The sequence below is a fragment of the Duganella violaceipulchra genome, from assembly GCF_019166075.1.
Taxonomy (GTDB): Bacteria; Pseudomonadota; Gammaproteobacteria; order Burkholderiales; family Burkholderiaceae_D; genus Rugamonas; species Rugamonas violaceipulchra.
The window spans coordinates 57,296-68,384 of sequence record NZ_JAHTGR010000026.1 but is presented as its reverse complement, the minus strand read 5'-3'; the positions used below and the strand labels follow the sequence as shown (position 1 = coordinate 68,384).

11 protein-coding genes are annotated in these 11,089 nt (G+C 67.7%); 6 read left to right on the top strand and 5 right to left on the bottom strand.

Annotation, left to right across the window (positions count from 1 at the left end; genetic code table 11):
• Nucleotides 1-166 precede the first annotated feature (166 nt).
• Both KVP70_RS30210 and KVP70_RS30205 read left to right on the top strand, forming a co-directional pair.
• Nucleotides 167-1,297 carry a M14 family metallopeptidase gene (locus KVP70_RS30210; RefSeq protein ID WP_217946085.1) on the top strand — a complete coding sequence of 377 codons (1,131 nt, stop codon included), beginning with the start codon at nt 167-169 and terminating at the stop codon, nt 1,295-1,297.
• Between the two features lie 105 nt (nt 1,298-1,402).
• Complete coding sequence (locus KVP70_RS30205) at nt 1,403-2,512, top strand: hypothetical protein (protein WP_217946084.1); 1,110 nt, start codon at nt 1,403-1,405, stop codon at nt 2,510-2,512.
• Nucleotides 2,513-2,519: 7 nt separating this feature from the next.
• On the opposite strand, the gene pmbA is transcribed toward KVP70_RS30205, so the two are convergent.
• Nucleotides 2,520-3,872, bottom strand: a complete 1,353-nt coding sequence (gene pmbA, locus KVP70_RS30200) for a metalloprotease PmbA (protein ID WP_217946083.1) — start codon at nt 3,870-3,872, stop codon at nt 2,520-2,522.
• A gap of 94 nt (nt 3,873-3,966) precedes the next feature.
• Between pmbA and yjgA the strand changes: the two genes are divergently transcribed.
• Genes yjgA through KVP70_RS30185 form a run of 3 tightly spaced genes read left to right on the top strand, consistent with a single transcriptional unit; the run spans nt 3,967 to nt 5,835 of the window.
• A complete protein-coding gene (gene yjgA / locus KVP70_RS30195) occupies nt 3,967-4,563 on the top strand; it encodes a ribosome biogenesis factor YjgA (protein WP_217946082.1) in 597 nt (198 codons plus the stop codon).
• The gene (gene mog, locus KVP70_RS30190; protein ID WP_217946081.1) at nt 4,553-5,161 is read left to right on the top strand and encodes a molybdopterin adenylyltransferase; all 609 of its coding nucleotides are present in this window, start codon (nt 4,553-4,555) and stop codon (nt 5,159-5,161) included. The genes yjgA and mog overlap by 11 nt, the downstream gene beginning before the upstream one ends.
• A gap of 8 nt (nt 5,162-5,169) precedes the next feature.
• Nucleotides 5,170-5,835 (top strand): alpha/beta hydrolase, encoded by a 666-nt coding sequence (locus KVP70_RS30185; protein WP_217946080.1) that lies wholly within the window; start codon nt 5,170-5,172, stop codon nt 5,833-5,835.
• 98 nt (nt 5,836-5,933) lie between these two features.
• Here the strand turns inward: KVP70_RS30185 and KVP70_RS30180 are convergent, their stop codons facing one another.
• Nucleotides 5,934-6,485, bottom strand: a complete 552-nt coding sequence (locus tag KVP70_RS30180) for a carboxymuconolactone decarboxylase family protein (RefSeq protein WP_217946079.1) — start codon at nt 6,483-6,485, stop codon at nt 5,934-5,936.
• 119 nt (nt 6,486-6,604) lie between these two features.
• Between KVP70_RS30180 and KVP70_RS30175 the strand changes: the two genes are divergently transcribed.
• A complete protein-coding gene (locus KVP70_RS30175) occupies nt 6,605-7,936 on the top strand; it encodes an aspartate aminotransferase family protein (RefSeq protein ID WP_217946078.1) in 1,332 nt (443 codons plus the stop codon).
• Nucleotides 7,937-8,016: 80 nt separating this feature from the next.
• Here the strand turns inward: KVP70_RS30175 and KVP70_RS30170 are convergent, their stop codons facing one another.
• From KVP70_RS30170 to KVP70_RS30160, 3 genes are read right to left on the bottom strand one after another with little or no spacing between them, the layout of a single operon-like run.
• A complete protein-coding gene (locus tag KVP70_RS30170) occupies nt 8,017-8,868 on the bottom strand; it encodes a fumarylacetoacetate hydrolase family protein (RefSeq protein WP_217946077.1) in 852 nt (283 codons plus the stop codon).
• 39 nt (nt 8,869-8,907) lie between these two features.
• Nucleotides 8,908-9,789: a 2OG-Fe(II) oxygenase gene (locus tag KVP70_RS30165; RefSeq protein ID WP_229225189.1), complete on the bottom strand. Its 882-nt coding sequence runs from the start codon at nt 9,787-9,789 to the stop codon at nt 8,908-8,910.
• A complete protein-coding gene (locus KVP70_RS30160; protein ID WP_217946076.1) occupies nt 9,786-11,081 on the bottom strand; it encodes an MFS transporter in 1,296 nt (431 codons plus the stop codon). The genes KVP70_RS30165 and KVP70_RS30160 overlap by 4 nt, the downstream gene beginning before the upstream one ends.
• Between the last annotated feature and the right edge of the window lie 8 nt (nt 11,082-11,089).

Here is an 11,089-nt window from a genome sequence, read left to right as displayed (position 1 = left end):
CTGCCGTAGCGGCTGCTACGGCAGAGGCCGTGTCCGAATGTCAGACTTGACCCCAGACCCTGAGGCCGTGTCCGAATGTCAGACTTGACCCCAGACCCTGTATCATGTCGCCACTGCGCCACAAGCGCAAACAAACTTCTTACATAGAATTTACCGGGATTCAGCCATGTCTATCAAAATCAGCCAGCAATTCGACGCCGGCGCCATCGAGGTCCTGCGTGCCGACGATCCGGCCGCCATCGACCTGAACATCCGCAAGGACTCGCACGCCGACATCACGCAATGGTTTTATTTCCGCGTGCAGGGCGCACAAGCCACGCCGCTGGCGCTGCGCTTCCTGAACGCCGGCAGCTCCGCCTATCCGGACGGCTGGAAGGACTACCAGGCCGTCGCCAGCTACGACCGCGACAATTGGTTCCGCGTGCCGACCACCTATGACGGCAGCGTCATGACCATCAACCACACGCCGGAATACGACAGCGTCTACTACGCCTATTTCGAGCCGTACTCGTGGGAACGCCACCTGTCGCTGCTGGACAACGCGCAACTGTCGCCGCTGGTCAAGCTGGTCGACCTGGGCAACACCATCGACGGCCGCGACCTGAACATGCTGGTGATCGGCGATCCGGAAGCGGAGCAAAAAGTCTGGGTCATCGCCCGCCAGCATCCGGGCGAGACGATGGCCGAGTGGTTCGTCGAAGGCATGGTCGAGGCGCTGCTGGACCCGGCCAACCCGTTCGGCCGCCAGTGCCTGAAGGAAGCCGTGTTCTACGTGGTGCCGAACATGAATCCGGACGGCTCGGTGCGCGGCAACCTGCGCACCAACGCGGCCGGCGCCAACCTGAACCGCGAATGGCTGAACCCGACCATGGAACGCAGCCCGGAAGTGTTCCTGGTCAAGAACAAGATGCTGGAAATCGGCTGCGACCTGTGCCTGGACATCCACGGCGACGAAGGCCTGCCTTACGTGTTCGTGGCGGGCAGCGAGTCGCTGCCGACCTTCACGCCGGATCAGGAAGAAGCGCAACAATACTTCATCGACAATTTCCTGATCGCCAGCCCGGACTTCCAGGACGACTACGGCTACGGAGAAACGCCGTACACCGACGAAACCCTGACCATGGGCTCGCCGCACATCACCCACGCCTTCGGCTGCCTGTCGCTGACGCTGGAGATGCCGTTCAAGGACAACGCCAACGATCCTGATCCGGAAACCGGCTGGAACGGCGCCCGCAGCGCCGAACTGGGCAAATCGGTGTTGCAGCCGGTGCTGCAATCGCTGCTGGCCCAGCAGTAAAGCAGTAAGCTGAGCCCTTCCCTGCGGCGCGACAATATCGCCGCCGCAGGGAAAAATACACTGGACCTGATCGGCGCACCCGCGCGCCGCGACTGGAGGTTCAGCATGCATACCCCGACCTGGAAACGCCGCGCACTGTTGTTGATTGTGCTGATGCTGTGCGCCTGCACCACGCCCTACCGTCCGCCGCAACTGCTGGACGCCGGCACCACCTTCCCCGGCCTGATCGACCTGGCCGCCGGCGCCGGCGGCCAGAGCGCCGACGTGCTGCTGGTGCACGGCATCTGCACCCATGACGCCAGCTGGGCCGGCGTGGTGGTCGGGCAGCTGATGCAATCGCTCACGGGCGCGACCAGCTCGTCTTCCGCCCACGCCGCCACCGGCGGGCCACAGGTCCAGATCGTCTCGTCCAATGTCGCGACGCCGGCCGGCAGCCTGCGTTTCAACGCGCTGATCTGGTCGCCGCTGACCACCGGCCTCAAGCGCCAGCTGTGCTACGACCAGGCCGGCAAGTCATCCATCTGCGACGGCACGCCGCCGCTCACATCCACCCGCGCCCGTCTCAACGCGCGCTTCAAGGATGGCTTGATCGACGATTGCCTGCCCGACGCGCTGGTCTATCAGGGCGTGGCGCGCGACGACATCCAGCGCCGCATGCGCGATGCGATCCTGCAAGTGCTGGACGCCGGCGATGGCGCGTCGGATATACCGCTGGTGGTGATTTCGCATAGCATGGGCAGCAAGATCCTGTTCGATACCCTGCTGCGCATGATGGAGGAAGCGCCCGGCTCGCGCGCGGCGCTGGTGGCGCAAAAGGCGGTCGATCGCCTGCGCTTGCTGGTGATGGCGGCCAACCAGATACCCTTGCTGTCGCTGGCCGACCAGCAGACAGGCGCGGCGGCGCTGGCGCCGGCCGCGCCCGACAGCCTGCAACGGCTGCTGCAAAAGCGGCCGGCGGCCACGGCGGCCACCGACCAACGCCTGACGCTGGTGGCGTTCACCGATCCCAACGACCTGCTGTCGTACACGCTGCAATCGGAAAAATACGCGCGCCAGGGCGTGACGGTCTACAACATCCTGGTCTCCAACGCGAGCACCTACTTCGGCCTGCTGGAGCGTCCGGACTACGCGCATCTGAACTACCTGACCAACCCCGACGTCGGCCGGCTGGTCGCTTGCGGGCTGCCGTCAAGCGCGCACTGCAAGCGGGAGTGAACGACGATCAGCCGCCGGCCACCACCATGTTTTCGATCAGGATGGAGCCGGTCTGCTTGGTGCCGCGCACCAGCACATCGGCGCCGACGGCGACGATCTGCGCCAGCATGTCCTTCATATTGCCGGCGATGGTGATCTCCTCCACCGGATACTGGATCACGCCGTTCTCGACCCAGTAGCCGGACGCGCCGCGCGAATAGTCGCCCGTCACGTAGTTGGTGCCCTGGCCCATCAGCTCGGTCACCAGCAGGCCGGTGCCCATCTTGCGCAGCATGGCGGCGAAGTCGTCGCCCTTCTTGGTCAGCGACGAGGTCAGCGACAGGTTGTGCGAGCCGCCGGCGTTGCCGGTGGTCTTCATGCCCAGCTTGCGCGCCGAATAGGTCGACAGGAAATAGCCCTGCACCACGCCATCCTTGACCACGTCGCGCTTGACGGTGCGCACGCCCTCCTCATCGAACGGCGCCGAGCCGACGCCGCCGACCACGTGCGGATCTTCCTTGATCTGGATATGTTTCGGCAGCACCTGCTTGCCCAGCGAGTCCAGCAGGAAGCTGGACTTGCGGTACAGGGCACCGCCCGAGGTCGCCTGCACGAAGGCGCCCAGCAGGCCGGCCGCCAGCGGCGCCTCGAACAGCACCGGGCAGGTGCGGGTGTCGATGGTGCGCGCGTTCAGGCGCGCCAGCGCGCGCTCGGCCGCGTAACGGCCGATCGCCTCCGGCGCCGACATTTTTTTCGCGTCGCGCACCGAGGTGTACCAGTCGTCGCGCTGCATCTTCGAGCCCTTGCCGGCGATCATCGCCACCGACAAGGTGTGGCGCGAATACGGATAGCCGCCGATAAAGCCGCGCGAGTTGGCCGCCACGAAGTGCGACTGCTGCACGTGCACGCCGGCGCCTTCCGAATTGGTCACGCGCGGATCGACGTCGAAGCCGGCCGCCTCGGCGCGCTGGGCCAAGGTCACCGCGTCGGCGGTCGAGATATCCCACGGGTAGAACAGCTTCAGGTCGCGCGGCGCCAGTTCCAGCTGGTCGGCGTCGGCCAGGCCGGCGCAGTCGTCGTCGGCGGTGAAGCGGGCGATGTTGTAGGCCGCCTCCACCGTCGCCTTCAGCGCCGCTTGCGAAAAGTCCGAGGTGCTGGCGTTGCCGCGGCGCTGGCCGATGAACACCGTCACCCCCATGCCCTTGTCCTTGTTTTGCTCGATGGTCTCGATTTTGCTCTTGCGTACCGACACCGACAAGCCGCTGCCTTCGCTGATTTCGACGGCGCAATCGGTGCCGCCCTGCTCCTTGGCGAACGCCAGCACATCGCGTGCGAGCTGCTTCAACTGGTCCTGGGTGTGGGTAAAATGGGTATCGCTCATGGGCTGTAATCTTCGGGTGGCCACTAAAACAGGTATCATAGCAGTCGTTTACAGTTTACAGGTGCGGCCACGTGCCGAACCGAAAGTTAATATTATGGTAAATCCCAACCGCGGAGCCGTCGGCTTCAGCTCCACCGAATTCGAACAAGAATACGAACGCCCGTCCAAAACCGAGCTTAAACGCCAGTCGGACGCCCTGCAAAAGATGGGCGAAACCCTGGTCGAAGCCCCGCGCGACCGCGTCAAGCGCGTGCCGATGCCGGAGGACGTGCTGGAAGCCATCCTGGCCTGCCAGCAGATCACCAACCACGAGGGCCGTCGCCGCCAGATGCAGTACGTGGGCAAGAAGATGCGCACGCTGGACGAGGCCGAAGTGGCCGTGATCCAGCAAACCATCGACAGCTGGAAGGGCGCCTCCAAGTCGGAGACGGCCGCCATGCACGCGCTGGAACGCCGCCGCGACAAGCTGCTGGTCGACGACAAGGCGCTCACCGTGCTGCTGGAAGAGAACCCGGAACTGGACGTGCAGCACCTGCGCACGCTGATCCGCAACGCCCGCAAGGAACAGGCCGAGAACAAGCCGCCGAAAGCCTTCCGCGAGATCTTCCAGATCCTCAAGCAGATCGAGTCCAAGAAGGGCAAGGCTGCCGCCGAAACCGACGACGAAGACAGCGAGTCCGATGACGAGTAACGTCGACACCCTGGTGATCGGCCTGGTGTCGGTCTCCGACCGCGCCAGCGGCGGCGTCTACCAGGACCTGGGCCTGCCGGCCCTGCAAGACTGGCTGGCGCGCGCCCTGACCACGCCCTACCGGCTTGAAACCCGCCTGATCGCCGACGAACGCGCCCAGATCGAAGCCACGCTGACCGAACTGGTCGACGTCGCCCGCTGCCACCTGGTGCTGACCACCGGCGGCACCGGCCCGGCGCGGCGCGACGTCACGCCGGAAGCTACTTTATCCATCGGCACCAGGGAAATGCCCGGTTTCGGCGAGCAGATGCGCCAGATCAGCCTGCACTTCGTGCCGACCGCGATCCTGTCGCGCCAGACCGCCGTGATCCGCGAAACCGTCGACCATGCCGCGCTGGTGCTGAACCTGCCCGGCCAGCCCAAGGCCATCGCCGAAACGCTGGGCGGCCTGCGGGACGCCGCCGGCGCCACGCTGGTGGGCGGCATCTTCGCCGCCGTGCCCTACTGCGTCGACCTGATCGGCGGTCCCTACATGGAAACCGACCCGGCCGTGTGCAAGGCCTTCCGCCCCAAATCCGCGCTACGCCCCCAACTCTGAGGACGCCCATGAGCACCCTGTTGCAAACCATCGAAAAAGAAACCGGCGCCAACCCGAGCGTGGCCATCATCTGGATGCACGGCCTGGGCGCCGACGCCAACGACTTCGTGCCCATGCTGCACGAGCTCGACCTGCGCGGCCTGCCGGCGATCCGCTTCATCTTCCCCAACGCCGACACCATGCCGGTGACCATCAACAACGGCTACGTGATGCGCGCCTGGTACGACATCGTCGCCAGCGACCTGGGCCGCCAGGAAGACGAAGCCGGCCTGCGCGCCTCGCAAGCCAAGGTGGAGGCGCTGATCGAGCGTGAAAAAGCGCGCGGCATCCCGGCCGAGCGCATCATCCTGGCCGGCTTCTCGCAGGGCTGCGCGATGACGCTGCAAACCGGCATGCGCCTGCAAGAAAAGCTGGCCGGCCTGATGTGTTTGTCGGGCTATGTGCCGATCGCGGCCAAGGCCGCCGCCGAGCACACCGCCGCCAGCCTGGCCACGCCGATCTTCATGGTGCACGGCCGCATGGACCCGGTGATCCCGCTGGCCCGCGCCGAACAGTCGCGCGACCTGCTCAAGCAACTGGGCTACAGCATCGAATGGCACGACTACGCGATGCAGCACTCGCTGTGCCAGGAAGAAGTGGACCACATCAGCGCCTGGCTGAAAAAAGTGCTGTAACCCACGGGGGTCAAGTCTGACATTCGGACACGGGCTCTACGGTAGCGGCCGCTACCGTAGAGCCCGTGTCCGAATGTCAGACTTGACCCCCGGCTTTTTTATGGCAGCGGCGCGGCCGGCGACGCCGGCACCGCCGTCTGCGCGGCGTTCATCACCATCGCCAGGAAGGTGTAGTAGCCGTTGATCCCCATCAGGTCCACCACCCCGTGCTCGCCGAAGGCCGCCAGCGCCGCCGCGTAGGTGGCGTCGTCGATTCGCTGCCGCTGGTGCAGCTCGATGCAGAAATCGTGCACCAGCGCCTCGTCGGCCGCCATGCCGTCCGGCCGCCGGCGCGCCGCCAGCGCCGCGATCACCTCGTCTGAAATGCCGTACTGGCGCGCGATCGGTTCGTGGATCGCCCACTCCACCTGCTGGCTCCACTGGCGCGCCGTCACCAGGATCGCCAGCTCCGTCAGCCGCGTGCCGATCGCGCTGCGGTAGCGCAGGTACTCCCCCATGCGCTGCGCCGCCGCCATCAGCTCCGGGCTGCGGATCAGCGGCACGAACGGCCCGTACAAGGCCCCGCGCGGGCCGTCGATCACGGCCTGCGCCGCCACCTGCTGGGCCGCGCTCATGTCGGCAAACGGTATGGCTCCCAATCGGTCGGTCATCGTTGTCACTCCTGCTGGCGTCCTGGTCAATTATTCGCTCATGGTGCGGGATAGATCAACAGAACACAACCCGATCGCGGCTATCGTCTGCTCTTCGTCACCCTGACCGAAAGGACGCCATGAGCCACATCATCCACCGCAACCTGCGCCGCCCCCCACCGCTGGCCGTCAGCGCCACCGGCCTGACGGTGCGCGACAGCCAGGGCCGCAGCTACATCGACGCCAGTGGCGGCGCCGCCGTCTCCTCGCTGGGCCACGCCCATCCCGACGTGCTGGCCGCCATGCACGCCCAGATCGACCGCAACGCCTACGCCCACACCGCCTTCTTCAGCTGCGACGCCGCCGAGGAACTGGCCAGCCGCCTGGCCGACGACGCTCCCGGCGACCTCGATCACGTGTACCTGGTCTCGGGCGGCTCGGAAGCGATGGAGACCGCCCTCAAGCTGGCGCGCCAGTACTGGGTCGAAGCCGGCCAGCCGCAGCGCGGCCTGTTCATCGCCCGCCGCCAGAGCTACCACGGCAACACGCTGGGCGCGCTGGCCATCGGCGGCAACGAATGGCGCCGCCGCCCGTTCGAGCCGCTGCTGATGGCGGTGCCGCGCGTCGCCCCCTGCTACGAATACCGCGACCGCGCCGACGGCCAGAGCACCGAGGACTACACCGCCGCCCTGCTGGCCGAAGTGGAGGCGACCATCCTCGAACACGGCCCCGAGCACATCATCGGCTTCGTCGCCGAGACGGTGGTCGGCGCCACCGCCGGCGCCGTGCCGCCCACGCCCGGCTACTTCCGCGGCGTGCGCAAGCTGTGCGACAAGTACGGCATCCTGCTGATCCTCGATGAAGTCATGTGCGGCATGGGCCGCACCGGCACGCTGTACGCGTTTGAACAGGAGGGCGTGCTGCCGGACCTGGTGGTGCTGGGCAAGGGCCTGGGCGCCGGCTACCAGCCGATCGGCGCGGTGCTGGCGCGCGAGCATGTGGTGCGGCGCCTGCGCGAGGGCAGCGGCGCCTTCCAGCACGGCCACACCTACATGGGCCATCCGGTGGCCGCCGCCGCCGCGCTGGCGGTGCAGAAGGTGATCCAGAGGGATTGTTTGCTGGGCGCCGTCACGGTGCGCGGCGCCGCCTTCCGCCGCATGCTGCGCGAGGCGTTCGGCAACCATCCGCACGTGGGCGACATCCGCGGGCGCGGCCTGCTGCTGGCGCTGGAACTGGTGCGCGACCGCGGCAGCAAGCAACCCTTCGATCCGGCCTGCCAGCTGCACGCGGCGGTCAAGGAACAGGCCATGGCGCGCGGCTTGATGGTGTATCCGATGGGCGGCACCATCGACGGCCGGCGCGGCGACCATATCCTGCTGGCGCCGCCGTTCATCGCCACCGAGGCCGAGCTGGCGGAGATCACCAGCCGGCTGGCCGACGCCCTGGCGCGGGCGCTGGCCAGCGCGACCTGAACCCCACCACCGTAAGAGGGGTCAGACCCCGTACGGGGTCTGACCCCGCGCGCTGACCCCGCGCGGATCGCCTTGCGGGGCTAGCGCGCGGTCCAGGCGACGACGTCCTGCTGCTGCTCGCCCAGGCCGGCGATGCCCAGCCGCAGGACGTCGCCTTTCTTGAGGAAGCGCTGCGGCTTGCGGCCCTGGCCCACGCCCGGTGGCGTGCCGGTGGCGATCACGTCGCCCGGCTCCAGGGTCATGAACTTCGACAGGTAGCTGACGATCTGCGCCACCGAGAAGATCATGGTGTCGGTGCAGCCGGTCTGCATGCGCTTGCCGTTCAGCTCCAGGTACAGGTCCAGCTGCTGCACGTCGTAGATGTCTTCCTGCGTCACCAGCCACGGGCCGACCGGGCCGAAGGTGTCGCAACCCTTGCCCTTGTCCCATTGCGGGCCGCGCTCCAGCTGGAAGGAACGCTCCGACAGGTCGTTGACCACGCAATAGCCGGCCACGTACTTCAGCGCGTCCTCCTCGCTGACGTACTGCGCGCGCGTGCCGATCACCACGCCCAGTTCCACTTCCCAGTCGGTCTTCTTCGAGCCTTGCGGCAGCATGACCGGATCGTCCGGGCCGGACAGGCAGGAAATCGCCTTCATGAAGACGATCGGCTCCTTCGGGATCGGCATGCCCGCTTCGGCCGCGTGGTCCGAATAATTGAGGCCGATGCCGATGAATTTGCCCACGCGCGCGAGCGGCACGCCGTAGCGCGGATTGCCGCGCACCAGCGGCAGCGAGGCTTGCGGGATCTTTTCCAGCTTGCGCAGCGCCTTGGGCGCCAACTGCGCCGCGTCGATGTCGGCGATCACGCCGGACAAGTCGCGCAGCTTGCCTTCGTCATCGATCAGGCCTGGTTTCTCTTTGCCGGGACGGCCGTAACGAACGAGTCTCATAGGGTTCCTAGGTTAAAACAGGGGACAATGCCCGCCATTCTAACCGTAGCGCCCTTGCCGCAGCCATTTGTTGGCGATGATCTTGGTGCCGCTGACCACCGGCGCGCCGCCGTGCAAGGTCTGCTTGTCCGGCTGGTGGTTGTCGTCGGTGTTGAGGAACCACAGCGCGTTGCCCTTCTTCGGATACACCTCCAGCCCCAAGCCGGGGAACACCGTGCCGCCGCCCTGCGCCACGTCGCTCAGGTACAGGATAAAGGTGGCCAGCCGCTGGCCGCCGCGCGCCAGGTGGCTGCGATGGCCGCTGCTGTCCGGGTCCAGCCAGTCGTAGTGCGGCCGGTACTCCTGGCTCACGCCGTACTTCTGCAGCTGGAACGGCTCGCTGCACTCGGGCGGCCAGTGCGCCAGCGCCGCCAGCCGCTGCTCGATGCGCTCGGCCACCTCGGCCTCGCCGCGCTGAATGAAGGCCATCTCGCTGGTGCGGCCCTCGTGCACCACGCTGGCGCCGTCGGCCTCGCCGGTGACGGTGGAACGGGTGTAGCGGGTGCCGCAATGGGCGATGATGGCGTCGCACTCCTCGTCGCTGAGCACATTCCCCAGCAGGATGATCTGCGGCTGCTTCAGCACGAACAGCACCTCCACCGTGCGGTCCGGCGCGGCGACCAGGTTGCGTTCCAGGTCGATGTAGGGCATCTGCTGCGGCGCCACGAACGCGCTGGCCTGCGGCGCCGGCGCGTGGTCGGCCGCCGCGCGCAGCGCCAGCGCCTCGTCGATGGCGGCGCGCGCCACCGCCATGCTGTGCTGGCCGGAGGCCGCCATGCTGTTGGCCATGTCCAGCGGATTGCAGGCGCGCGCCAGGTTTTGCATGATCCAGTCCTGCCATGCGACCGGCAGGGAGACAAAGACGGTGGGTGCAGTAGTCATCGCGCGATCGGTGGGCTGGTTGCCGGGCTGCCGGATTGGTGGTCGATTTTACCGGATTGCGCGCCCGCGCCCCAGCGCCGGCGCGCGAATAACAACAGTCCGCGCAACTGCAACAGCACCAGCACCGCGAACGCCACCTGGTAGGCCTGCGCCGGATAGCGCTGCAAAAAGTCCGGCCGCCAGCAGCCGACCACCAGCCCGAAGCCCGCCTGCACCGCGAACGCGCCCAGGAAGATCAGCAGGTTGAGGCAGGTGGCGCCGCGCCCGGTCAGCGTGGCCGGCAGGCTTTGCGCGACGATCGCATACTCGATGCCGGTCACCGTGCCCACCAGCGTGAAGACCACCGACAGCAACTGGTAGCTGGGCGCCCAGTTGCACACAAAGCCCAGCTGCACCGCGATGAACAACGCCACCCCGGCCGCCGCCACGCTGATCGGCGCCACGCCGCGCCGCCCTGCCCACTCGGTGATCATGCCGACCGCGATGGCACCGAAGATCACCGCCGCCATGCCCAGGTACAGCAGGTAGGCCAGCGCCGCCTCCGAGTAGCCGGCGACGTCGCTCAGCCAGCGGCTGATCCACAGGCCCTGGATGCCGAAGAACACCATGTGCGGCACCAGCACCAGCTGCGCCACCTCGCGGAAGGCCGGATGCCTGAGCACCTCGCGCAGCACCGCCAGCCCGGCCGGCCGCGCCGCCGCCGCCGACGACGACGACGACGACGCTGGCGGCGCGGCCGGCGCCACCAGCCGTATCAGCAGCGCCAGCGCGGCCGCCGCCGCGGCCAGGCCGACGAACAGGCCGCGCCAGTCGGTGTAGTGCAGCGCCAGCCGCACCGGCAGGGTGGCCGACGCCGCCCCCAGCCCGCCGGCCGCGATCAGATAGCCCTGCACCGACGGCAGCCGCGCCGGCGCCACCCAGGTCGAGACCGCCTTCACCGCCGACATGAAGCAGCCGCCCAGGCCCAGTCCGATCAGCGCGCGCGCCGCCAGCAGCTGGGCGAAATCGCGGCCGCCGGAGAAGGCCAGCGCGCCCAGCGCCGCCAGCAGCAGCATCGGCGGCTGCACCCGCGCCGGGCCCCAGCGGTCCAGCGCCATGCCGACCGGCAGCTGCGCCAGCGCGAACGCCAGGAAGAAGGCGCTGGTCAGCAGGCCAAGCTGGGCGGGGCTCAGCGCCAGCGCCGCCATCAGCTGCGGCGCCAGCGTCGCGTTGACGGTGCGGATCAGGCTCGACAGATAGTGGCCCAGCGCGAACGGCAGGAACACCAGCACGAACACCGCGCGGCCGGACATGGCGCCGC

Bases quoted from the DNA above. Each gene is read 5' to 3' on its own strand.
- KVP70_RS30170 (WP_217946077.1), bottom strand. From the start codon at position 8,868: ATGAGACTCGTTCGTTACGGCCGTCCCGGCAAAGAGAAACCAGGCCTG.
- KVP70_RS30185 (WP_217946080.1), top strand. From the start codon at position 5,170: ATGAGCACCCTGTTGCAAACCATCGAAAAAGAAACCGGCGCCAACCCG.
- pmbA (WP_217946083.1), bottom strand. From the start codon at position 3,872: ATGAGCGATACCCATTTTACCCACACCCAGGACCAGTTGAAGCAGCTC.
- KVP70_RS30205 (WP_217946084.1), top strand. From the start codon at position 1,403: ATGCATACCCCGACCTGGAAACGCCGCGCACTGTTGTTGATTGTGCTG.
- KVP70_RS30165 (WP_229225189.1), bottom strand. From the start codon at position 9,789: ATGACTACTGCACCCACCGTCTTTGTCTCCCTGCCGGTCGCATGGCAG.
- KVP70_RS30210 (WP_217946085.1), top strand. From the start codon at position 167: ATGTCTATCAAAATCAGCCAGCAATTCGACGCCGGCGCCATCGAGGTC.
- KVP70_RS30160 (WP_217946076.1), bottom strand. From the start codon at position 11,081: ATGTCCGGCCGCGCGGTGTTCGTGCTGGTGTTCCTGCCGTTCGCGCTG.
- KVP70_RS30180 (WP_217946079.1), bottom strand. From the start codon at position 6,485: ATGACCGACCGATTGGGAGCCATACCGTTTGCCGACATGAGCGCGGCC.
- mog (WP_217946081.1), top strand. From the start codon at position 4,553: ATGACGAGTAACGTCGACACCCTGGTGATCGGCCTGGTGTCGGTCTCC.
- yjgA (WP_217946082.1), top strand. From the start codon at position 3,967: ATGGTAAATCCCAACCGCGGAGCCGTCGGCTTCAGCTCCACCGAATTC.
- KVP70_RS30175 (WP_217946078.1), top strand. From the start codon at position 6,605: ATGAGCCACATCATCCACCGCAACCTGCGCCGCCCCCCACCGCTGGCC.